This window comes from Xanthomonas sp. NCPPB 1754 (assembly GCF_041475725.2).
Lineage (GTDB): Bacteria > Pseudomonadota > Gammaproteobacteria > Xanthomonadales > Xanthomonadaceae > Xanthomonas > Xanthomonas euvesicatoria.
Genome location: NZ_CM192982.1, coordinates 2,747,282 through 2,770,295, shown reverse-complemented (window position 1 = coordinate 2,770,295; position 23,014 = coordinate 2,747,282). Strand labels below are relative to the sequence as shown.

At 66.8% G+C, this 23,014-nt stretch carries 16 protein-coding genes, 1 tRNA gene, 1 other RNA gene and 1 pseudogene; 10 read left to right on the top strand and 9 right to left on the bottom strand.

Annotation, left to right across the window (positions count from 1 at the left end; all coding sequences use genetic code 11):
* Positions 1-270: 270 nt before the first annotated feature.
* Both ACCQ15_RS12215 and ACCQ15_RS12210 read right to left on the bottom strand, forming a co-directional pair.
* Positions 271-1,521, bottom strand: a complete 1,251-nt coding sequence (locus tag ACCQ15_RS12215; RefSeq protein ID WP_372381607.1) for a DUF1173 domain-containing protein — start codon at positions 1,519-1,521, stop codon at positions 271-273.
* A 14-nt stretch (positions 1,522-1,535) separates the two neighbouring features.
* Positions 1,536-4,052, bottom strand: coding sequence for an ATP-dependent DNA helicase (locus ACCQ15_RS12210; protein ID WP_506187840.1), 2,517 nt, complete (start codon positions 4,050-4,052; stop codon positions 1,536-1,538).
* Between the two features lie 3 nt (positions 4,053-4,055).
* Here ACCQ15_RS12210 and ACCQ15_RS12205 point away from each other — a divergent pair.
* Positions 4,056-5,342 (top strand): annotated as a pseudogene (locus ACCQ15_RS12205) (methyl-accepting chemotaxis protein); the annotation flags it as partial.
* An 11-nt stretch (positions 5,343-5,353) separates the two neighbouring features.
* A complete protein-coding gene (locus ACCQ15_RS12200) occupies positions 5,354-5,863 on the top strand; it encodes a chemotaxis protein CheW (RefSeq protein ID WP_011347768.1) in 510 nt (169 codons plus the stop codon).
* A gap of 42 nt (positions 5,864-5,905) precedes the next feature.
* On the opposite strand, the gene ACCQ15_RS12195 is transcribed toward ACCQ15_RS12200, so the two are convergent.
* The 4 genes from ACCQ15_RS12195 to ACCQ15_RS12180 all read right to left on the bottom strand — a co-directional run bounded on the left by ACCQ15_RS12195 (position 5,906) and on the right by ACCQ15_RS12180 (position 8,190).
* On the bottom strand, positions 5,906-7,012 hold the full coding sequence (locus tag ACCQ15_RS12195; protein WP_031423069.1) for a sensor domain-containing diguanylate cyclase: 1,107 nt from the start codon (positions 7,010-7,012) through the stop codon (positions 5,906-5,908).
* Between the two features lie 282 nt (positions 7,013-7,294).
* Positions 7,295-7,471, bottom strand: a complete 177-nt coding sequence (locus tag ACCQ15_RS12190; protein ID WP_008576117.1) for a hypothetical protein — start codon at positions 7,469-7,471, stop codon at positions 7,295-7,297.
* Between the two features lie 149 nt (positions 7,472-7,620).
* Positions 7,621-7,696 (bottom strand) — tRNA-Ala (locus ACCQ15_RS12185).
* A gap of 92 nt (positions 7,697-7,788) precedes the next feature.
* Positions 7,789-8,190 carry an H-NS histone family protein gene (locus ACCQ15_RS12180; RefSeq protein ID WP_003485983.1) on the bottom strand — a complete coding sequence of 134 codons (402 nt, stop codon included), beginning with the start codon at positions 8,188-8,190 and terminating at the stop codon, positions 7,789-7,791.
* Between the two features lie 219 nt (positions 8,191-8,409).
* On the opposite strand from ACCQ15_RS12180, the gene ACCQ15_RS12175 reads away from it, so the two are divergent.
* Together ACCQ15_RS12175 and ligD are read left to right on the top strand one after the other, a co-directional pair.
* Complete coding sequence (locus ACCQ15_RS12175) at positions 8,410-8,586, top strand: DUF3606 domain-containing protein (protein ID WP_011347760.1); 177 nt, start codon at positions 8,410-8,412, stop codon at positions 8,584-8,586.
* 14 nt (positions 8,587-8,600) lie between these two features.
* Entirely contained in the window at positions 8,601-11,219 is a 2,619-nt protein-coding gene (ligD, locus tag ACCQ15_RS12170; RefSeq protein ID WP_372380618.1) for a DNA ligase D, read from the top strand.
* Positions 11,220-11,420: 201 nt separating this feature from the next.
* On the opposite strand, the gene rnd is transcribed toward ligD, so the two are convergent.
* Positions 11,421-12,512: a ribonuclease D gene (gene rnd / locus ACCQ15_RS12165; RefSeq protein WP_046935119.1), complete on the bottom strand. Its 1,092-nt coding sequence runs from the start codon at positions 12,510-12,512 to the stop codon at positions 11,421-11,423.
* A gap of 207 nt (positions 12,513-12,719) precedes the next feature.
* On the opposite strand from rnd, the gene ACCQ15_RS12160 reads away from it, so the two are divergent.
* From ACCQ15_RS12160 to ACCQ15_RS12150, 3 genes are all read left to right on the top strand, one after another.
* A non-coding RNA gene (locus ACCQ15_RS12160) (sX9 sRNA) lies at positions 12,720-12,795 on the top strand.
* Positions 12,787-14,616 (top strand): formylglycine-generating enzyme family protein, encoded by a 1,830-nt coding sequence (locus tag ACCQ15_RS12155; protein ID WP_071117208.1) that lies wholly within the window; start codon positions 12,787-12,789, stop codon positions 14,614-14,616. The genes ACCQ15_RS12160 and ACCQ15_RS12155 overlap by 9 nt, the downstream gene beginning before the upstream one ends.
* Before the next feature lie 496 nt (positions 14,617-15,112).
* Positions 15,113-16,375 (top strand): virulence factor, encoded by a 1,263-nt coding sequence (locus ACCQ15_RS12150; RefSeq protein ID WP_014090381.1) that lies wholly within the window; start codon positions 15,113-15,115, stop codon positions 16,373-16,375.
* Positions 16,376-16,669: 294 nt separating this feature from the next.
* On the opposite strand, the gene xseA is transcribed toward ACCQ15_RS12150, so the two are convergent.
* Both xseA and queG read right to left on the bottom strand, forming a co-directional pair.
* Entirely contained in the window at positions 16,670-18,007 is a 1,338-nt protein-coding gene (gene xseA, locus ACCQ15_RS12145) for an exodeoxyribonuclease VII large subunit (protein WP_122273002.1), read from the bottom strand.
* A gap of 123 nt (positions 18,008-18,130) precedes the next feature.
* The gene (gene queG, locus ACCQ15_RS12140; RefSeq protein WP_011347753.1) at positions 18,131-19,198 is read right to left on the bottom strand and encodes a tRNA epoxyqueuosine(34) reductase QueG; all 1,068 of its coding nucleotides are present in this window, start codon (positions 19,196-19,198) and stop codon (positions 18,131-18,133) included.
* Between the two features lie 24 nt (positions 19,199-19,222).
* On the opposite strand from queG, the gene ACCQ15_RS12135 reads away from it, so the two are divergent.
* The 3 genes from ACCQ15_RS12135 (at position 19,223) to ACCQ15_RS12125 (ending at position 22,978) form a co-directional block, all read left to right on the top strand.
* Entirely contained in the window at positions 19,223-20,710 is a 1,488-nt protein-coding gene (locus ACCQ15_RS12135) for a bifunctional ADP-dependent NAD(P)H-hydrate dehydratase/NAD(P)H-hydrate epimerase (protein ID WP_014090378.1), read from the top strand.
* Entirely contained in the window at positions 20,707-21,207 is a 501-nt protein-coding gene (gene tsaE, locus ACCQ15_RS12130; RefSeq protein WP_372380617.1) for a tRNA (adenosine(37)-N6)-threonylcarbamoyltransferase complex ATPase subunit type 1 TsaE, read from the top strand. Before ACCQ15_RS12135 ends, tsaE begins: the two co-directional genes overlap by 4 nt.
* Before the next feature lie 70 nt (positions 21,208-21,277).
* A complete protein-coding gene (locus tag ACCQ15_RS12125) occupies positions 21,278-22,978 on the top strand; it encodes an N-acetylmuramoyl-L-alanine amidase (RefSeq protein WP_372380616.1) in 1,701 nt (566 codons plus the stop codon).
* The last annotated feature ends 36 nt before the right edge of the window (positions 22,979-23,014 follow it).

Here is a 23,014-nt window from a genome sequence, read left to right as displayed (position 1 = left end):
GAGCACAGCGCCTGCAGCCGACGTGCGCGGCCTGCCCAAGCCGACACCAGGTCGTCGCCGGCGGCCCGGCCTCCGCGATAGATATTCGCGGCGATCGATCGCCAGCGTACCGCGCTGAGCCAGCGCACCTGCAGGAACGTTCGTGGCCTGGTCACTGCTGTGGCCGTGCCCTGCACCTGGTCGGCGCCGTGAGCAATTTGGTCAGGTGCCTGACCCGATAGCACTGCTACTGCAGAGCCTTGGCACCGACATTGGCGGCGCCGTGTCTTCTCATGCTGTGGTGGTCTTTGATTCTTCTTGCTCGCCGATCTGCGGTACCGGCATCGCCTCGTAGCCTTCCAACGCTGGCAGTGGCGGGCACGGATCCTCGCCGGCACGCCAGAACCAAGCCACCAGTTCGCTACCCTCAACCAAGTCTTGCAGCGCCGCCCCGTAGTCCGCCTCGGCCGTGGGTGGGATGACATACAGTGCGGCCGATGCCGGTTTGGTGTCCTGCAGGACGGCCGTGGCCAGTGGTCGGCTGCTGACCAGGTTGTAGCGCATCCCCTTGGTGAAGTGGCGTTTCTGCTCCACCAGCGCCGCCAGCAAGTCCAGTTCAAACACGCTCTCGATGGGCAACCACTCCTGGGTGACCACCATCAGCGCCAGTTCTTCCAGCGACGCTACGCCAGTAGGCCCAAGCCCAAAGGTGCCGATCATGACCAGATGCGCGCTCTCGATGCTGTTCCACAATTCCAGTTCATCGGCGAAGCGCTTTGCCATGCGCTTGTGCAAATCGTCGTTGACCATGAACGGCATGTCGGCCAAGTGCTTCAACACGATCTTGTGCCCGTAGCGCGACGGCTCGATGGCCTTCACCTCGCCAACGACGATCATGAGGCGTTTCGCGCCCTTGGCCTGAACCCGAAGCGGCGCGATCTTGGCCAGGCGTCGCCGCTCGATGCCGTCCTTGTCCTGCAGGTAAAACGGCTCGGGTACGAACAGCGCGTCGGCTAGCGCGTCGCCCTTGGCGGTTTTTCCTTCGGCCGCGTGGACCAGGTACCGGTGCACTACGCCCCAGCTGCGCTTACCGGCCATTGCCGGCGTCCAGCGATTGAACCCTGCCTGGTCCCACAGGTAATGCAGCGTGAGCTTCTTGCCGTCCGTCTTCACTGTGTCGCTTTCTGCCCCACTGCTGACCGGCGCGGAACGGCCGCCGACCTTGGAGAGACTGAATCCCAGGCGCAGTGCTGTGGATCCATCGGCCACGTCCTCGGTGATTGCGCCACCGATTAGGTCGCCCAGGCCTGACAGCTCGGCGGGCGGCTCGTAGGACTCGCAGCCTGGTGCATGCCGGCTTCCCGTATTGGGCATCCGCTTGACGTAAAAGCGCTGGCCGACCTTGGCCACGTACATTTCTTGCGGGGGCCTGGTGCACATGCACAGCAGGCGCGATTTGCTAGCGTGGGCCTTGCCAAGCAAGCCCTGGCTCTCGTCCGCGGCGGAATCGAGTTCGTAGCCGTCCAGCAGGAAGGTGTGCATGCGGATCCTCCGTTTTACCGGGTGCGGTCGTGGGTCGGCACCGGCCGGTCCACCTGGCGCGGCGCGTGGGCGTGGCTGTTGCTTTCTGGCAGATGGAGGCCGTTGCCCTGCCCCGCCCTGCCCCGCACAAGGTCTAGTGCGCCGTGCTTCTGCGTTGAGCGTGCGACGGCCGCCGGCAACCTGTCGGCGTCGTTGGTGTAGATCGTCGCCTTTTCCCGAGCCCGTGAAATGGCCACGTAGAAGACCTCACGGGTGGTCGTCGGGCTACGGCTGTCGGCGTCGTACATGACGTTTTTGCTGGTCAAGCCCTGCGCGGAATGCACGGTGCTGGCGTAGGCGTAATCGACGTGCAGCGGCTTGTCTGCCGGCAACCGCACCTCGCGCTTGTCGCTGGCCAACACGATTTCCTGTTGGCCAACGCTCTTGACCGTGAAGCGGTCGCCGTTGGCCAAGTCCATGCCGGCGTCGTTGCGCGTGATGCGGATCCGGTCGCCTGGTGCAATCTCCTTCTTTTCCAGCGCGTACACGGATAGCCGGTTGTGGACCATTGGCGAGAACGTGACGCGCTCGCCGTGCGCGTTCTCAACGGTGAGCCGGTTGTCCGGGCCGTTTTCCACCACGCGGTAGGTGTGCCCGCGTTCCAGGCCGATTCGCGTGTAGTCGCGCTCGGGCTGGATCGCGTCGCCAATGTTGTAGTTCTTGGCGAAACGGCGCTCAGCCTGCGTGGTATCGCGGCGGATGAGCGTCTCATAGCTCTGCCCGGTGCCGACGCGCTGCTCGGAGTCACGCACCATCGCATTGATCGCCTGGCGCGCTTCGTTGGTGCCGCTGACGATCAGCGTTTCGCTTCGGTCGGCAACGGGCATCGCCATGTAGTCCTTGACGATGCGCGTCCAGCGCGCTTCGTTTTCCGGGATTACGGCCACATCGGTGATCTTGGCCAGGGCGTTGACGCTGCGGCCGTGCGCGGCGTCGATCACGGCCGACTTCAAGCGCGGATCGTTCTGGCGGATGATTTCGTCCAGCTTCACCGTCTGCATGCCGGCGGCTTGCAGCTGCTCAAACGGCTTGCCGGCCTCGATGGCTTTTGTCTGCCCGGTGTCGCCCAGCAGCACCACCCGCGCGCCGGCTTTCTCGGCCTCGCGCAAGGTGCGCTCCATCAACCGCGTGGGCATGACGCCGGCTTCGTCCAGGACCAGGACCGTCTTGCTGTCCAGGTTCCTTTCCTTCGCGCGGACGAAAGCCATCACGGTCTGCGCTTCAAAGCCGCTCTGCTGCAACGCCTTGACCTGGGATCCGTAGGGCGCGATTGCCACCATGCGATAACCGGCTTCCTCGGCCAGCGCCTTCGACGCCGAAAGCATCGTGGTCTTGCCGGTGCCGGCGAGGCCTTGCACGCCGATGATCCGGTTGTTGCTGGCCAGGATCTCGGTGGCGGCCTGGCGCTGCCGTTCGTTCAAGAACGAATCAGCCAGTTTCGCCCGACCGGCTTCCGCGTCCAGGATCGGCGCGGACGCGCCGCGGCCGGCGCGTTCCAGGTTCAAGATGCTGCGCTCGGTGGCCAGTGCGCCTTGCGTGGTGAATCGGGACTCCGCGGCGATGAGCCGACCTTGTGCGATGCCCTGCTTCACCTGGCGGGCGGCCTGGTCCGGGGTCGCGCCCTTCTCCACCAGGACGGCCGCCCACTGCTGCTGCGTGCGCGCCCCGGCCGATTTCAGGTCGTCGGCTGCCTTGTAGAGCGGCGACTCGCGCAGCAGCCGGCCGTCCTGGGTCATGCGGGCAATGGCCTGGCGCACGTCGGTGACCGTGATGTGGCCCATGCCGTGCTTGGTGGCGGTGTCCAGCAGTTCGGTTTCGCGCACGATGGCCTGGCGCTCGGTCAGGTGGTGGACGGCGTGCCGAACCGCCTTGTCCGCCGCGCGAGCCGTTGCCATCGCCCGCAGCTGCTCCGCCTCCGCGCCGACCTGGCGCACGGGCGAACTACCCGTCGCTTGGTGGTCGGGCCTGCCGGCATCCTCGATGCCGGCGTCATGCTCGCCTGGCCGCGCCTGTGGCCGTTCCTGGCGCTCCCCGGCCTCTGCGCCCTCCCGTGGGTGCCCGCGGTCGGCCCCGGGTTGTCCCGGCGGCCCTGCGGCCTCCCTGGGGGCTGCTTGGCGGCCTGACTTGCCGTCCGCCTCGATGCCGGGCCGCTCGGCCTGGTGCGGCGCGGTCGGGCGGTCCAGCTGGATCCCGACCTCCTTCGCCGTGTCCTTCCAGCGCTGCCACAAGGCCTCGCGGTCGATGGCCTCCTTCTTGGGCCGGGTATTCATCGTCGCCGCCTGCTTCTCGGCCGTGGTCGCCGTCTCGCGGTCGATGCCCTTCTTGGCCAACGCGGCTTCGATGGCCGCGGCTCGGTCGCTGAACGCCAGCAGTTGCTTCCGGTCGATGTGGGCCAGCTCAAACATGCCGTCGCGGCCGTGGCGCAGCTCGTACCCCAGCTGGGTCAGGCGCACCGCCAGTTCGGCCCGGTAGTGCGCGCCCAGGTAGGACACGGACTGGACGAGCGCGGCCGCTTCATCGAAGTCGCCAACCGCGAAGCGTTGCGCGAGGCCAATCCGGAACTGGCCGCGCTCTCGCGCGCGGTACGTGCCAGTTCGGACGAAGTGGATAACCTGATGACCGACCTGAGCGGCCTGCGCGAGCGCAGCGCCGCGGCGGCCAACGCCGAAGCCGACGCGATCCACACACGCAGTTCCAGGCTGTTGGTGGCCATCATCTGCAGCGGCGTGTTGCTCGGTGCCATTCTCGGCGTGGTGATCAGCCGCAGCGTCACCGGGCCGATCCGCCGCGCGGTGGCGGTGGCCAACGGCTTGTCGGAAGGCGATCTCACCATGCGCATCGATGTGCATGGCCGCGACGAAACTGCGCAACTGCTCGAAGCGATGCGCACCATGGTGCAAAAGTTGTCGCAGGTGGTCGGCGAGGTCAATACCAGTGCCGAAACCCTTGCCAGCGCGTCGGAGGAAGTCAGCGCCACTGCGCAGTCGCTGTCGCAGGCGGCCAGCGAACAGGCCGCCGGTGTGGAAGAAACCAGTGCGTCGCTGGAGCAGATGACCGCATCGATCAGCCAGAACACCGAGAACGCGCGCGTCACCGACGGCATGGCCACCCAGGCCGCGAAAGAAACCGTGGAAGGCGGCGAAGCGGTGGTGGCCACCACCCAGGCGATGAAGCAGATCGCGCAGAAGATCGGCATCATTGACGACATCGCGTACCAGACCAACCTGCTTGCGCTCAATGCCGCGATCGAAGCCGCGCGCGCCGGCGAACATGGCAAGGGGTTTGCCGTGGTCGCCGCCGAGGTGCGCAAGCTGGCCGAACGCAGCCAGGTGGCCGCGCAGGAAATCGGCGAGGTGGCCAGTTCCAGCGTGGAATTGGCCGACCGCGCCGGTCGTTTGCTGGATTCGATCGTGCCCAGCATCAAGCGCACCTCCGACCTGGTGCAGGAAATTTCCGCCGCCTCCGAGGAGCAATCTTCCGGCGTCAGCCAGATCAATTCGGCGGTCGTGCAGTTGAGCCAGACCACCCAGCAGAACGCCAGCGCATCCGAAGAGCTGGCCGCCACTGCCGAGGAAATGAGCGCGCAGGCCGAACAGCTGCAGCAGAGCATGGCGTTCTTCCGGCTGGGCGGGCAGGGCGCGCCGACTCCGCCGCCCAAGCGCCGCAAGCAGGTCGCTGCGCGTCCGGCGCGTGCGGCGGGCACGCGTGGCTGGCGCAGCAACGCAGCGCCGGCGTATGCGATGTCCGAGGGCCCGGACGAAGGCCAGTTCGCGCGTTTCTGAGAGAGCGACCAATGACCGCACCGACGCTTGATGTGATGCCCGGCGACGCCGATGTCGCCGCGCAATATCTGACCTTTCAACTGGATGGCGAAACCTTCGCCACCAGCATTCTCGGCATCCGCGAGATCATTCAATACCGCGCTCCCACCCCGGTGCCGTCGATGCCGGATTGCGTGCGCGGGGTGATCAATCTACGCGGCGCGGTGGTGCCGGTGGTGGACCTGCAATCGCGGCTGGGGCGCGCAGACAGCACGATCGGCAAACGCAGCTGCATCGTGATTGTGGCCACCGAACAGGCGCAGGGCACGCAGGTGATTGGCGTGCTGGTCGATGCGGTCAATGCAGTGATCGAACTGGCCGATCAGGACATCGAAGCGGCGCCGTCGTTCGGCACGCATATCCGCCGCGATCTGCTGCGCGGCATGGGCAAGGTCGGCGAGCGCTTCGTGGTACTGCTGGAGATGGAGCAGGTGCTGCAGGTGGACGAGATCGCCGGAAACACCGACGCACTGGCGGCCTGAGCGACAGCCGTGCAGCAGGGCGATCGGCGCAGTCTGCGTCGATCAGGCCCGCAGCTGCCAACCGTCGAAGCCGTGCACGCGGTTGCGGCCATCGCCACGCGCCTGCTGCAACGCGTGTCGCGCACGGGCAAGCAGGGTATTGCTGTCGAGCGCGGTTGGCGTGGCAACGTCCACCACACCTGCGCTGAGCGTCAACGGGCCGGTGGGCCAGTGCGCGTCTTCCACTGCCTTGCGCAAGTCTTCGGCAGTGGCAAGGGCTGCAGATGCAGCGGTCTCCGGCAGCGCCACGCAGAATTGATCGCAGGCCAGACGCGCCACGAGTGCGTCAGCCGGAAGCTGCGCTTCCAGCAATGCAGCCACCTGAAGCAAGGTGGCATCGGCCGCTGCCGCGCCGGCCTGCAATTTTTGCCGCTTGAAGCCGTCCAGTTCGAGCAGCATGAAACCCAGGGGCGCATCGGCGGCAGAGCTGGGCGCGTCGGCAAGCGCGTGCAAGGCGTGCTCCAGCCCGGCACGATTCCATCGCCCGGTGAGCGCATCGCGCAGTGCATCCAGCTCCACCAGCCGCGCGGCCTGTTGCAGTTCGATGGTGCTGACGACTTGCCTGGCCAAGGCTTGCAGCGCGTCGCGCTCGGTCACCGACAGGCGCCGCGGAACGCGATCCAGCACGCACAGGGTTCCCAGTGCGATGCCGTCCGGGGTCAATAACGGCGCGCCTGCATAGAAGCGGATCTGCGGCTCGCCTGTCACCAGCGCGTTGCGCGCAAACCGCTTGTCCAGGTGGGTATCGCCGACTTCCATCACCTGATCGGGTTCGAGGATGGCATGCGCGCAAAACGACAATTCACGCGGCGTCTCGCTCTGCTGCATGCCGAGCCTGGATTTGAACCATTGCCGATGGGTATCGACCAGCGAGATCAGCGCCATCGGCATCCGGCAGAGCGCGGCTGCGATCGAGGTGAACGCGTCGTAGCTCGGCTCCGGTGCGGTGTCCAGCAGGCGGTAGGCATGCAGTGCCTCCACGCGCTCATCTTCGTTGGCCGGCAGGCGCGCCCCGGGAATGGCGTTGACGCCGCCTGGCAGTAACGTTGCCTGGATCAGGTTCAACGCGGGTGCATCGGGTATCTGCATGCAAAGCACCACCGGGAACAAGGCGCCATCAAGGCGATGAGGGGTTGACGCGACAACGCACTGGCCGATGCGACTGCAACCTTGGCAAGGCACTGCTTCCCAGGGCAGCGGCATATCGGCGAGCGCCTGTCCGGATCTTGCCACAGGAACGCGTGGCTGGCCGGTGCCAGGTTTTCAGTCCCACAGATGCAGCGGTCTCAGCTGCACGACAGGGTGCAACGCGCCTCCGGCGATGCAGCACGGAAGTTCACCGCATCGGCGTGCCGCGGCGCTGCCCGATGCCCGGCAGCATGCTTGGCCAACTCACTCTCCCTGGCCAGCCTTGCCAGTGGGGCGACGGCTTTGCTCGTCGTGGACCTTCAGATCTTCCTGGCCCGGGCGTTGCTTGGCGGCATCGTCGTGCTTGCGGTCTTGCTGGCTCTCGGTCACGCCGTGCGCATCGTCGGCGACGTCATCGGGCTGCTGGTCTTTCTTGCTCATGGTGTGGTCCGCTGTGGAGTGAAGCCGGACGTTAGCGCGCGCGATGTGATCCCCACGCCACGGCGACCGGCCGGCCCTGCACCGCAACACCCTCAAAACGCGCAAGCCCCGGAAACATGACGTCTCCAGGGCTTGTGCGTTTGACTCGATGGTGGAGCGGAAGGGGATCGAACCCTCGACCTTCGCGATGCGAACGCGACGCTCTCCCAGCTGAGCTACCGCCCCACGTGCTTCGATTCTACCCACAAGCCGCGCGGTTCGCCAAGCGAAGGGCGCGGCCGACGGTGCGAGGCGGCACTGTCGTGCGGGCTATCGCCTTACTCGCGAACCAGCGGAAACTTGAGGTCCGGGTTCTTGGCCTTCCATTCCTTGTACGACACCGACCCTTCCCAGGCAGCGAAAGCCTTCGGCGTGCGGCCACGACCGGACCAGGTTTCGCCGGTGTGCGGTAGCTCGTACTTGGGCTTCACTTCGCTGCGGCCGCTCTTGACCACTTCCTTGCGCGCGGCAGTGGTGCCCAGGTAAGCGGCAATGTCGTTGCGCTGCTTGGTGTTGAAGTGACCGGCGAACTGCTCGAGCAGCGAAACGATGGTGGCATGCGCAGAGGATGCCTCGCTCGCGCGCTCGGTTTTCTCCTGTTCTTCCAGCTTCTGCAATTCGTCCAGCAGCTTGGCTTTGGCTTGCGCGATGGAATCCAGTTTCGAAGAGGTATTGCTCACAGAGGTATGGCCTCGGAATAAGAGTGGACACGCCGCCCGAAGGGCGCGCGGCATTATGGCATGTGGCCCGGGAGCGGCCGTTGTGGAACAGGGGCTTGCACATGGCGTGAACAGGCCTTTCACGACGCCTGTTCGAACGCTTTCGCATTGTCGCTACGGGCGCTGCTGGGCCGAAGGCTCACGTTAGCAGACCCGACCACGACGATACAGGAGCATGTCATGAGTGACGACAAACGCAACGTCGGTTCGCCAGACCGCGACCGCATCAACGTCAATGAAGCCTATGAGCTGCAGTACTGGACCAAGACCCTGGGCGTCAGCGCCGAACAGTTGCGCGCGGCCGTGCAGAAGGTGGGGCCAATGGCCGCCAGCGTACGCCAGCACCTGGGCAAATAAGCGGAAGGTCCGTCATGAGCCTGAGCGAATATCGCCGCAAGCGCAGCTTTAACAAGACCCGCGAGCCGGAGCCGGGCAAGGCCCTGCCGCCGGGGCAGCGTGCGATCTTCGTGGTGCAACTGCACCACGCCAGCCGCCGCCATTACGACTTTCGCCTGCAGGTGGGCGATGCGCTCAAGAGCTGGGCGGTGCCGAAGGGGCCCAGTTACGACCCCAAGGTCAAGCGCATGGCAGTGGAGGTAGAAGACCACCCGGTCGATTACGCCAGTTTCGAGGGCGAGATTCCCAAAGGCGAATACGGCGGCGGGCATGTGGCGCAGTTCGATCATGGCGTGTGGGCCACCGCGGGCGACCCCGAAGCGCAGTTGGCCAAGGGACATCTGCGCTTTGAGTTGTTCGGCAACAAGCTCAAGGGCGGTTGGCATCTGGTGCGCTCGGGCAAGCCGGCGCGGCAGCCGCAGTGGCTGCTGTTCAAGGACGACGATGCCTACGCAGGCACGTTGGAGGCCGATGACCTGCTGGCCGACGTCGCTGCCGCGCCTGCCGAAGATGTACGCCGCGCAGGCGCCGGCAAGACCCAGCGCAAGGCGCTGACGACCGTGCCGCCGCCGGCGGCGAAGAGGCGTGGTACCTGGGCGAAACAGGCGCTGGCGCTGAGCGACGCACGTCGCGCCGAGATGGAAGATGCCCCGTTTGCACCGCAGCTGGCCAAGCTGGGGCAGTCCCCGCCAGACGGGGCGCAGTGGCTGCATGAAATCAAATGGGACGGTTATCGCATCCTGGCCACTGTGACCGACGGCAAGGTGAGGCTGTGGTCGCGCAATGCATTGGAGTGGACCGACAAGACGCCGGAAATTGCCGATGCCATCCGGTCGCTGGGCCTGCGCAGCGCGCAGATCGATGGCGAACTGATCGCCGGACGCGGCACCAAGGACGACTTCAACCTGCTGCAGGCCACCTTGTCCGGCGAACGCCAGGTGCCGCTGGCGCTGGCGGTATTCGACCTGTTGCATGTGGACGGGGTGGACATCAGTGAGGCGCCGCTGCGCGAACGCAAGCGGCTGTTGCAGCAGGTGCTGGAGGCTGCACCTCACACGCATCTGGCCTATAGCTCGCACGTCGAAGGCGATGGCACCGAGGCGTTCCGGGTGGCCGGGCAACAGCACTTCGAAGGCATCATTTCCAAACGCGCAGATCGCCCGTATCGCGATGGGCGTAGCGACGATTGGCGCAAGACCAAGCAACTGGCCAGCCAGGAGTATGCGGTGGTCGGCTACACCGCGCCCAAGGGCAGCCGCAGTGGCTTCGGCTCGCTATTGCTGGCCGCGCCGGATCCGGTGCATGGCTGGTTGTACGTGGGCCGTGTGGGCTCCGGGTTCTCCGATGCCTTGATGCGCGAGGTCACCCCGCAACTGGAAGGTGGCGGGCGCAAACCCACCGCGCATATTCCCACCGAAGACACCGACCTGCGCGGCGCCACCTGGTTTGCGCCGCGCTTTGTGGTGGAGGTGTTCTATCGCGGCATTGGTGGGCAACAGTTGTTGCGCCAGGCATCGTTCAAGGCGCTGCGCCCGGATAAGCGCATTGCCGATCTGGCCGACAGCGATGCCGGAAATGGCCCGGCTACACCGTCCTCTGCCAGGCGTTCGGCAACAACGCGTGCTGCCAAAGACTCAGCAACGCAGGCGCCCAAACGTGCAGCGACGCGGGCAACAGCGCCTGCGCGCAAATCTGCGGTTGCCACACCTTCCTCGGCTGCGCTGCCGACGCTGTCCAGCCCGACCAAGCTGATCTACCCGGATATCCGCGCGACCAAGGGCGATGTCTGGGACTATTACCAGGCGGTGATGGATCACCTATTGCCGCAGATCGTGGGACGGCCGCTGTCCATCATCCGCTGCCCCAGCGGCGCCGAAAAACCATGTTTTTTCCAGAAGCACCATACTGCCGGCTTCGAGCGTGTGAGCTCGGTCAAGCTGACCGAAGAGACCGGAACCAACGCGTATTACCTGGTGGTTGAAGACGCGCCTGGCCTGCTGGAACTGGTGCAATTCAATGCGTTGGAATTCCACCCCTGGGGCTCGCATGCGGACCGCCCGGATGTGGCCGACCGGGTGGTCTTCGATCTCGATCCCGGCCCGGACGTGCCGTTTGCCGAGGTCAAACGCGCGGCCAACGATATTCGCAAGCTGCTGGCGCAGCTGGAGCTGGAATCGTTCCTGCGTGTGTCTGGCGGCAAGGGGCTGCACGTGGTGGTGCCCCTGAACCCCGGCTGCGATTGGGAGGTGACCAAGCGTTTCGCCAAGGGATTTGCCGATGCCCTGGCGCAGGCGCAGCCGCAGCGGTTCATCGCCACTGCCACCAAGCGGCTGCGCAACAAGCGCATCTTCGTGGACTACCTGCGCAACGGCCGTGGCGCCACTGCGGTTGCGTCCTATTCGTTACGCGGCCGCCCCGGGGCGCCAGTCGCGTTGCCGCTGGCGTGGTCGGACCTGTCCAAGCTGCAGCGCGCCGATGCATTCACCTTGCGCGATGTCCCGGAGAAGCTGCGCCGTCGGCGCAAGGACCCCTGGGCAGACATGGACGGCATCCGGCAAAACCTGGCGCGCTGGGCAGAACAGGACCAGGACTGATGTGATGCGACGCAGAGAATTCCGGCGTGCCGCCGCGCGGCGCGGCCGGTAGCGAAATCGCCGTGCGACGCAGGCGCTTCGCAAGGTCCTCACGCATTCCAATACTGCTTGCGAGGCGGTCTTCGCCGGTTCGGCGCTGCTCGCCTGTACCTGACGAAGAGCCCGCATCGCTGCGGGCTCTGCGCCATCACCGCGGCAATCCTACGCCGCAGTGTCGTCCAGCAGCGGCATCAGCTGTGATTCCAGCAGGGCACGACGCCATTGGCCCAGCGCCGCAGGCCAGCTGCGTTGTTCCATCAGGGTTTCCAGGTGGCGGCGCGAGGCCAGCAGGCCGTCCGGCAGGCCGAGTTCGCGGCTACGCTGCGCCACGGCGTCCTGCAGCCGTTTGAGTACGGCCTTGTTGCCGTCGGTGGCAGCCTGCGCCAGCGGCGCGTGCTCTTCATCCGGCAGCGGGATGTTGAGCGCATCCCACACCGCGTTGGCAAGCTTGCGCGGCGCCTTGGGGAATTTATCGAACTGGCGCAGCAAGGCTTCCAGGTCGGCGGGCGGAAACCGCGCCAGCTGGCTGGCCAGTTCGTTGTCCAGGATCCAGCTGCGCGGTCGATCGCTCTGCCGCGCCTGCAGGTCGCGCCAACGCAGCAGGCGCAGCAGGCGTCGTTGCGCGGCCGGTTCCAGGAACTGTGCGGCACGCAGGCTCACATGCGGCCAGCGCTCGCCATCGTCGTGCTCCACCGTGGCGAGCAGGCGCTCGGCATCTTCGGCCAGCCACTCCAGACGGCCCTGCTCGGCGAGGCGGCGGGTGAGCGCGTCGTGGATCGCAAACAGATAGCGCACGTCGTCGGCGGCATATTCCAGTTGCGCCGGCGACAGCGGGCGACGCATCCAGTCCGAGCGTGTCTCGCCCTTGGTCAGCAAGGTGCCGGTGACTTCCTGCACCAGTTTCTGGTAGCCCATGCCGCCGCCGACACCGGCCAGGGCCGCGGCGATCTGGGTGTCGAACAACGGCCGCGGCAAGGCGCCACACGCGCATTTGAACGTGACCAGGTCTTCGCTGGCGCTATGCATCACCTTGACGATGTCGGTGGCGGTCAACCACTCCTTGAGCGCCGCGTTCATGCCGGGGATCAGCGGGTCGATCAGCAGGATCTCATCGCCGATGGCCATCTGCACCAGGGCCAGCTGCGGCCAGTAGGTGCGCTCGCGAATGAATTCTGTATCCAGGCCGATGCGCGACGGTCGCGCTGCCTGCAGGCGGTCAGTCAGCTCGGAGGGGTGGATGATCCAATGGGGCACGTGATTTCCGGCGGCGGCAAGGGTTTGCGCAGAGCGCGCAGAATAGCCTAACGTCGCGATCGCCTGTCGTGCGGCAGAGCACTGGAAGGAGCAGGTGGTGGGTGAGTGCGGTGACCGGATGGCAGCGTGGGCAATGGTCGCGCTGAGGGCGACTGGCAAAATTCCTGCGCAGCCAGCAGGCGGGCGCGGCCGCGGTGCGGAATCGGCATCTGGCACGCCTACGCTCCGGTTCCTGCGCGCCCGCCTTGCCCGCCCGAGCGCTGCTCGCTGCGTTTTGTTGGCCGCTCTTAGCCTGTGCGCCTGTTCGCGCACGCCGACGCCCGCGCCTGCGGCTGCGCCGCAACCGGCACCTGCCGCCGTGCCGAGCAAGCCGAACGTTTCCATCGGTGGCGAAGAATCCGCCGAAACCGTGGCGCAATGGCAACCGCCGGTGGTGGAGTTGGGCGACGAGCCCCTGGCGCAGGTGCGCAAGCGTGCCGACCAGGCATTGCGGGAAGACCGCCTGTATCGCGACGCCGGCGATGCGATCCCGTTGTATCTGGCGATCCAGCAGCGCGCCGGTGGCAAGGATGCAGCCAGCCGGCGTGGCCTGGAGCAGGCGCGTGGCCGGTTGCTCGAACGCGGCGCGGCGCTGATCGCACAAACCGAGCGCCAGGACGACGCGTTGGAGCAGGCGCGTGAGGTGGCCTTCGTCGCGCTTGCCCTTGCGCCACAGGACCCGAAGGTGCGCGCACTGCAGCGCGAGGTGGAAACCGCGCAGCGCGTGCTGGCGTTCAACCGCGCCGGCGAAGAAGACCTGCGCGGCGGGCGGCTGGGCGAAGACGGCAATGGCGCGCTGGTGAATTTTCGCGATGCCGCGCAATTGGATCCCGACAACCCGCGCACCCGGCAGGGCCTGGCCGCCGTGGAAAGCGGCCTGCTGGAGCGCGCCGAACAGGCGGCGCAGGCGAGCGACTTCATCGGTGCCCGTTACTGGCTGCAGATGGCGGGGCAGGTACGCGATCGCGCGCCTACCATCGCCGATGCGCGCGCGCGGGTGGAACGCGTGCGCCGGGCGCAGATCGCGGCGTTGCACGACGCCGGTCTGCACGATCTGACCTCGCCGCGCGGGCTCAAGGCGGCCGGCGAGAAGCTTGCCGAAGTGTTGCGCATCGCCGACCCCGGAGACCCAGTGGCCGGCGATCTGCGCCGCCGGCTGGAACTGGCCACGCATTACGGCAGCTTCCGTCCCGGGCAGGTGTTCACCGACGGGCTCAAGGTCGGCGGGCGCGGGCCGCAGATGATCGTGGTGCCGCATGGCGCATTCCAGATGGGAGCCGGCGATGCGGAGCCGGGCGCTTCCGACAACGAGCGCCCCGCCCATTACGTGCGCTTCGCACGCGGCTTTGCGTTGTCGATCACCGAGGTCACGGTTGCCGAGTTCCGCCAGTTCGTCGATGCCACCGGCGCACGCCCGCGTGCCACCCGGCGTGGGCATTCGGTGGTTTACGACGAGCGCAGCGGCAACTTCATCCGCCGCAGCGGCGTGGATTGGCAGTCCGACTACAACGGCGCCCAGGCCGCGCCCAACAGCCCGGTGATGCACGTCAGCATTCGCGACGCCGAAGCGTATGCGAGCTGGCTGTCGGAACAGACCGGCCGCCATTACCACGTGCCCAGCGAGGCCGAGTTCGAGTATGCGGTCCGTGCCGGCACCACCGGACGTTACCCGTGGGGCAACGCGGGCTCGCCGCCGGCCGACGCCGGTAATTTCACCGGCGGCAACGACGTTTCGCGCAGCGGCCGGCACTGGAACAACGGCTTCGTCGGCTACGGCGATGGCTTCTGGGGTCCGGCGCCGGTCGGCAGTTTTCGCGCCAACGCCTGGGGTCTGCACGATATGGGCGGCAACCTGAGCGAATGGGTGGCCGACTGCTGGCACGCCAGCTACCGGCGTGCACCGGCCGATGGCGCTGCCTGGTACAACCCGGGCTGCCGGCAACGCATGATCCGTGGCGGCAGCTGGGCCAATTCGCCGCAACAGACGCGCGCGGCTTGGCGGCAGTCGCAGGATTCGGACACCACCAGTGCCCGTATCGGCTTTCGCGTGGCACGCGGAATCTAGCGACGACCTACGGCGGATGGGCGCGTCGATCGTGCGGTTCGTGACTGCAGGCTTCGGCTTGCCGTCGCTGTCGCCGCGAGCGCTTTCGGCTCGGCCCTAAAATCTGGGGACGCCTTGGCGGGGGCGTGTTCGCTCCGACAGAGTCGGCTCGGGGCGCGGCTAGGCGAGAAAGGCATCTGTCGTGCACGACGAGAAACTCGGCCAAAAGAGCGCTGCAGTCGCGCGAGCGCCTCTGGGGATCGAGGACCCGCGGACGGCGGGCGCTTCCATCCAGCAACGTTCCGAGGACGACGAACGCAAGCGAAATTTCCGAGGCGGCAATCCCCGGCCGTTAGCGGTGCAGTGGGCGCTTGCAGGCGATGCGCCGCGCTGACCAAGCGTTGTGCGCAAGGTGGGGTTCAGTTGGCTTAACAGCGATGAACACCGCGTGCATGCGCAGTGAAACCGGCCGTGTCTGCTGTGGTCAAATCGCAACCGCTATCAAGGGACTGCCGTCATGGGCATGGGGATCAAAATGTTTCGTTGGGTGATTGCGATCTTGCTGATCGGCGGCAGCGGCTATGCCGTGGCGCGGCATCTGCAGGACAGTAATACGGCTGGGCATTACGGCTCGGTCGAAGTTCTCCGCCCGGAAGGGACGCCCAAGGCGATGGTGATCCTGCTGCCCGACAGCGCTCATCCGCAAGACAGCCAGAAGCTGGCCGACCTGCTGAGCGACGATGGCGCGCTGGTGGCAGTGGTCGACACCGCCAACTATCGTGAACACGTGCGCTCGCACCAAGCCGCCTGCAGCTCGCTGGCCGACGATGCCGAGCGACTGGGCAAGAAATTGTTGCGCGCCGAACACGTCGATGCGTTCCTGCCGCCGGTGCTGGTGGGGCAGGGCGATGGCGCGGTGCTGGCGCGTCAGGCGGTGGCCTCGGCCGCGCCCGACGTGCTGGGCGGCGCGGTGGTTGCCGACGCCGGCACCAAGGATCCAGGCCTGGCGTGCTCGCGCGATCTGCCCAATGCCAGTCAGGGCTTCCTGGACGATCTGGCCGATGCATCCAGCCCGATGCAGATCGCAGCGGCCACACGCGGGCACTTCCTGGCTGCGCAGTCGCAGGGCCTGGGCGACCTGCCGCTAGTGGAACTCCACGCACCTGGCAGCGACCGTCTGGTGGTGATGTTGTCCGGCGATGGCGGCTGGCGCGAGCTGGATAAAGGCATTGCCGCGCAGTTGCAGCAGCAGGGCGTGTCGGTGGTGGGCTGGAATAGCCTGCGCTACTTCTGGGGCAGCCGCACGCCGCAGCAGGTCGGGGCGGATCTGGATCGGGTGATCGCCAGCTATCGCCAGCGCTGGCATATCCAGCACGTTGCCCTTGTTGGGTACTCGTTCGGTGCCGATGTGTTGCCGTTCGCCTATCCGGAACTGTCGCCCCAGCAACGCGCTTCGGTGCAGTTCGTCAGCCTGCTCGGCCTGGGCCACGAGGCCGACTTCAAGGTGCGCGTCGGTGGCTGGCTGGGCTGGCATAACGACGCCGAGCGCGATGTGGAGCCGGCCATCCAGGCGCTGGACGCGCACCGCCTGCAATGCATCTACGGCAACGAAGAAAAGGACACGCTGTGCCCGGAGCTGCGCGCACGTGGCGTGCAGGTGCTGGCGCGTCCGGGTGGGCATCACTTCGACCACGATCCGGTGGTGCTGGCCAATCTGCTGATGGAGGGCTGGCAGCATGCAGCGCAGACGCCGATCGCGGAAACAGCAAGCCGCTCCTGAAGCCGCTTGCAACCGGCGAAGCGTTGCATAACGTTTTCTGGATCGGTTGATCGACAAGCGGTGATCGCCAATGAGCACCTTCCTGCGAAGGTGCTCAACATTGAAGTGCTGCTGGCGGCCCTGCTCCAGCGAAATCGCGGACTCGCCCGACCCTGTGGCGTGTTTCGAAGGCGCTCTCTCTGGCACCGCGCCTATCCTTGTGGCACTCCGTGCAATGGGCACCTTCGAAGAGTTCATGTCAGCGCTTAGCGCCGACATTGCTGCAGGAGCGACGGCGCTGCGCATGGCTTGCGGTCAGCTTTCGCCAGACTCCACACGCACCTGGATGCTGCCATCGGCCAGCTGCGCGCGCAGGCGTTCGCCCGTGACCACCTCGGCGGCGCTGCGCACCACGCTGCCGTCGGCAGGGCGGGTCACGATGGCGTAGCCGCGCGCGACTGTGGCCAGCGGGCTGACCGCTTCCAGCGAGCGTGCAATGCTGCGCAGTTGCAGCTGATCATGCTGCAGGCGGCGTTGCATCGCCGCCTGCGGGTGCAGTGCCCGCAGGCGTTGCTGCAAGCCGGCCAGCTGGCGTTGCGGGTTGTGTGCTTGCAGCTGCGCTTGCCCACGCTGTACACGCGCCTGCAAGCGTTCGAGCACCTGCGTCATGCGCGCACGCAGCTGGCGACCGGCGTCTTGCTGGCGGCGATGGAGCAGTTGCAGGCGCGCCTGCGGGCTCTGCGCACGCAGCCGCAGTGCCAGTCTGTCTGCGCGTTGCATGGCATTGCCCAAGGCGTGTTGCTGCAGTTGGGTCATGCGTGCCTGCGCGCGCCGCACGCGCGCGACCAGCTCGCGTTGATCGGGCACCAGCAATTCGGCCGCGACCGAGGGCGTGGGCGCACGCACGTCGGCCACGAAATCGCTGAGGCTGAAGTCGGTCTCGTGGCCGACTGCAGACACCACCGGCGTCTGCGCGGCGGCGATCGCGCGCGCCAGGCGTTCGTCGTTGAAGGCCCACAGATCTTCCAGCGAGCCGCCACCGCGGGTGATCAGGATGACGTCGTAGCGCCCGGAAGCATCGGCGCGTTGCAGCAGTGAGGTGATCTGTGCGGCAGCGCTGTCGCCTTGCACCAGCGAGGGCAGTAGATCCACTTCGAGCAGCGGAAAACGCCGCGCCAGCACGCTGAGCACATCGCGCACCGCCGCGCCGCTGGGCGAAGTGATCACCGCCAGCCGCTGCACATGCGCAGGCAGTGCCTGCTTGCGCTCGGCATCGAACAGGCCTTCGGCGGCAAGACGCGCGCGCAGTTCGTCGAAGGCGCGACGCAGGGCGCCTTCGCCGGCTTCTTCCATATGGTCGAGCACCAGCTGATAGTCGCCGCGCGCTTCGTACAGGGTCAGGCGCCCGCGCGCGAGCACGCGCAGGCCTTCGCGCGGCTGAAATTTCAGCCAGGTGCTCTTGGGCTTGAACATCGCGCAGCGGATCTGCGCGCGCGCATCCTTGAGTGTGAAATACAGATGTCCCGACGCGGGACGGGTGACGCTGCTCAGTTCGGCTTCCACCCACACCAGCGGGAAGCTGCCTTCCAGCAGGTCGCGCGCTAGTGAATTGAGCTGGCTGGGAGTGAGGATCTGATCGTTGCGGTCGGCCATCGCTGCATTATCCCGTAGCGACGACGGTCATGGGTGATCGGCTGCGAATGCCGATGCCGCCGGTGGCTGCGCCGATCGCGTGCACGTGCAGGCCGCAGCTGCTGCATGCGCGACGCGTGCGGGTCAGAGGTCGTGTTGCGCCAGCGCCCAGCCAACGTGTTCGCGCACCAGCGCCGAGTCGTCGTGGCGACGCGCTTGCAGTGCGGCCAGGACCTCTGGCGTGCCAGGCGCATTGCCCAGGCCCACGGCAATATTGCGCAACCAGCGCTCGTGTCCGCTGCGGCGGATCGGGCTACCCTCGGTGCGGCGCAGGAATTCGTCCTCGTTCCAGGCGAACAACTGCGGCAGCGTGGCCACGTCCAGGTCGTTGCGGGCGCGGAAATCGGCTTCGTCGGTGCGCTTGGCGAACTTGTTCCAGGGGCAGATCAGCTGGCAGTCGTCGCAGCCGAAGATGCGGTTGCCGATCGGCTTGCGCATGTCTTCGGGAATTGCGCCGTCGTGTTCGATGGTGAGGTATGCGATGCAGCGGCGCGCATCCAGCCGGTAGGGCGCGATGATGGCTTGCGTCGGGCAGATATCGATGCAGCGCGTGCAGGTGCCGCAATGCGCGGTGGCGGGCGTGTCGATCGGCAGTGGCAGGTCGAGGTAGATCTCGCCGAGAAAGAACCACGAGCCGCCATGACGATCGATCAGGCAGGTGTGTTTGCCGATCCAGCCCAGGCCGGCATTGCGTGCCAATGCGCGCTCCAGCACCGGCGCCGAATCGACGAACACGCGGAACCCGAATGGGCCGATTTCGCCCTGGATGCGCTCGGCGAGCTTCTGCAGCCGGTTGCGCATCAGCTTGTGATAGTCGCGCCCCAGCGCATAGCGCGCCACATAGGCGCGGTTGCCGTCGTGCAAGGTGTTCCAGGCTTCGGTGTCGTCCTTGCGGCCGTAATCCATGCCAACCGACAACACGCGCAGGGTGCCGGGAACCAGTTCCTGCGGGCGCGAGCGTTTGTCGCCGTGCTGGGCCATCCAGTGCATGGTCCCGTACAGTCCTTCCTCCAGCCAGCTACGCAGATGCACCTCATCCTCGCCCAGCTCAATGCCGGTGATGCCGCACCGTTGAAAGCCGGCTTCGCGCGCAAGCACGCGAATGCGCGCAGCGGCATCGGCAGGGTCGGGGTGGGCAAGGGCGGCAGACATGGCGACAAGTATAGAATTCCCGGCATGTACGCACCGCTCGATCTTTACGACACCACCGCCGCGCGCACGCTCGATGCGCAGGCCACCACGCTGCTCGGCGGCGACGGCTACACCCTGATGCAACGCGCCGGGCAGGCGGCCTGGCAGTGGTTGCTGGAGCGCTGGCCGCAGGCGCGCCGCATCGTGGTGGTCTGCGGCACCGGCAACAATGGGGGCGACGGCTATGTGCTGGCGCGCCTGGCACACCGCGCAGGGCGTCAGGTGCGCGTGGTGCACCTGCCCGAACACGGCCCCGGCTCGGATCTGGCGCAGCGCGCCTGTACCGACTACCTCGCCGTCGGTGGGGCAATCGAATTGTTTCCGTATCCGCTGGCGCAGGCCGATGTGATCGTCGATGCGCTGTTCGGCATCGGCCTGAATCGCGCACCCGATGATGCAACCGCCGCCCTGATCGACGCCATCAACGCGGCGGGCGTGCCGGTGTTTGCGCTGGATGTGCCCAGCGGCATCGATGCCGACCATGGGGTGGCCTTCGGTGCGGCGGTACGCGCAGCACTGACCTTGCAGTTCATCGTGCCGCATCTGGGGCTCTACACCGGCGATGCGCTGGAACATGCCGGCGAGCGTCAGATCGCCGCGCTGGAGGTGCCGCTTTCAGCGTTCGACGGGCTCACGCCAGCCGCACACAGTTGGAATGGCGAGGCCCTTGCGGCGCAATTGCGCCCGCGTCGCCGCAACACGCACAAGGGCGAATCGGGGCGGGTGCTGTGCGTGGGCGGCAATCTCGGCAGCGGTGGCGCGATCATGCTGACCGCCGAAGCGGCGTTGCGCAGTGGCGCCGGGTTGGTGCAGGTCGCAACGCGCGCCGAGCATGTCACGCCGCTGCTGGCGCGCTGCCCCGAAGCGATGGCGCGTGCCGTGCAGGCCGATGACGACATCGCCACATTGGCCGAGACGGCAGATGCAGTCGCGCTCGGGCCCGGGCTAGGGCAGGACGCCTGGGCGCAGGCGTTGTGGCGTGCGGCGCTGGGCGCCGCTAAGGCAGTGGTGATCGATGCCGATGGGCTGAATCTGCTGGCCTCCACCAACGTTGCAGCGCATGGTCCGCGCATCTTGACGCCACATCCGGGCGAAGCCGGTCGTCTGCTTGGCCTTTCGACCCGACAGATTCAGCGCGATCGTCCGGCTGCTGCCGCTGCACTCGCAAAACGCTACGACGCCGTGGTGGTGCTCAAGGGCGCCGGCACCGTGGTCGCGTCGCCAGGTCACTTGCCGCGCATCATCGATGCGGGCAATCCCGGCATGGCGGTTGGCGGGATGGGCGATCTGTTGACCGGCGTCATCGCGGCATTGCTGGCGCAGGGCTTCTCGCCGTTCGATGCCGCCAGCCTTGGCGCCTTGTTGCACGCCTGTGCCGGCGATGCGGCCGCGCACGCAGGCGAGCGCGGCCTGCTACCCACCGACCTGCTTGCCGAGCTGCGCCGCCTCGCCAACGCTGGAGCCATCGCATGATCGACCTCAACGGACAGCTGCACGACGTGCAGGCCACCGAAACCCTGGGCCAGGCGCTGGCCGCCGTTCGACCGGCCAGCGCGGTGGTGCAGCTGCATGGCGACCTGGGCGCGGGCAAGTCCACGCTCGCGCGCGCGCTGCTGCGTGCGCTCGGTGTCACCGGACCGATTCGCAGCCCCACCTACGCCTTGGTCGAACGCTATCCGCTGGCAACCGGCGATGAAGCCTGGCACCTGGACCTGTACCGCATTGGCCATGCCGGCGAGCTGGATTTTCTCGGGCTCGACGAGGGCAGTGCGAGCTTGTGGCTGGTCGAATGGCCGGAGCGCGGTGCTGGCGTGCTGCCGCCAGTCGATCTGGACGTTGAACTGGCCGTGGCTGGCGAAGGCCGCAGCGTTCGTTTGCTGGGCCGCAGTGCGATCGGGCATGCCTGGATGGAAAGGCTGTCACGGCAGCCCCAGTTGCAGGCCTTTTTTGCCGCCGCACGAGAAGAATGAACGCCAGGTTATGGATTATTAAGGGAAATTGCCTTGCAATTCACACAGTTGGATGCTTGAATCCAGCGCCATGACACCGGGGATCCGCCAGTTCTGTCTTTCCGCCCTGACCGCCAGCTTGAGCCTGGCGGTTTTTGCTGCATGGGGCGGCGAAATCAAGGGGGTTGGCGTCAGTACCGGGGCCACCGGGACCCGTGCAGAAATTCAACTGGCCGGCAGCGGCGGCTTCAAAACGCTCTCGCTGGCGAACCCGACGCGCCTGGTTGTCGATTTTCCCGAATCCTCGGGCATGCGCGGTCTCAAGCTGCCGTCCGCTGCCGGATTGGTGACCTCGGTACGCACCGGTCAGCCGGTGCCTGGCACATTCCGTGTGGTGTTCGAACTGGCAACGCCGGTGACGCCGCTCAAGCCGCAGATGCAGACGCTGGGTAGCGTGTCGACATTGGTGATCGAATGGCCTGGCGATCCGGCGCCGGCGGCGGCCTCCGCCGTTGCTGCGGCTGCACTGACGGCAGCCCCGGCGCCGCGTCCGCTCAATGCGCAGGCCGAAGCTGCACGCGCAACGGCCGCCCTGGCCGCATCTGCGCAACGTGCCTCCTCGGTGCCGCCGTCCCAGCCGTCGACTCCGCCGCCTGCACCGTCTGTGCCGGCATCGGCGCTGCCCACTGTCACTCAGGCCCCGGTACCGACCACTGTCGCTACCGGTGTGCCGACGCCTCGGCCTGCCACCTCCGGTGCACCAGCGCCGACCGGCGTTGCCGGCAACACGCCGAACCGTGCCGCCGGGGCCGCTGCCAACGTTACGTCCGGCGCGGTGGTGGCGGGCAGCAGCGCATCTGCAGCTGCCATCTTGAATGGCGGCAGCGCACCGATGGGCGCAACCTCCGGTAATGCCGCGGCAAATGCCCCCAATAGCGCCTCGAGCGCGGTGGCTGCTGCAGGCGACGACGACCTGCCGCCGCGCCCCGTGCTGCCAAGCGAAGCGTCGCGGGTCAAGATGGCGCCGGGCATGCGGCCGTTGATCGTGGCGATCGACCCGGGCCACGGCGGCCAGGACCCGGGCGCCATGGGTCCCACCGGCAAGCGCGAGAAGGACGTCACCCTGGCGGTCGGCCGTGAACTGGCACGCCAGGTCAACGCCACGCCAGGCATGAAGGCCTACCTGACCCGCGATACCGACGTGTTCATTCCGTTGCCGATGCGTGCGCAAAAAGCCCGCGCCGCCAAGGCCGACATCTTCATTTCCATCCACGCCGACGCCGCCGAAAACCGCAGCGCCACCGGCTCCTCGGTGTACGTACTGTCGACCAAGGGAGCCTCGTCGCAACGTGCGCGCTGGCTGGCCGACAAGGAAAACGCGGCAGATCTAGTTGGCGGCGTGCGCCTGCAGCAGACCGAAAGCACCCTGGCCAACGTGTTGCTGGACCTGGCTCAGAGCGGCCATATGAAGGCCTCCGAAGATGCCGCCGGCCATGTGCTTGGAGGATTGAAGCGCATCGGCAACAACCACAAGCCGCAACTGGAACGCGCCAACTTCGCGGTGCTGCGCACCTCCGACATGCCGGCAATGCTGGTGGAAACCGCCTTCATTTCCAATCCGGACGAGGAACGCCGCCTGATCGATCCGGCTTATCAGCGCAAGATCGCTGGCGCCGTGCTGGACGGCATCGATACCTTCTTTACCCGCCAACCGCCGCCAGGCACGTTGTTCGCAGCACGTGCGCAAGCCGAAGCCGATGCAGTCGGCACCGTGGCCGGCGGCAGCCGCTGACCCGCTCGGCTATCATTCCGCACTGATTCCTTAGAT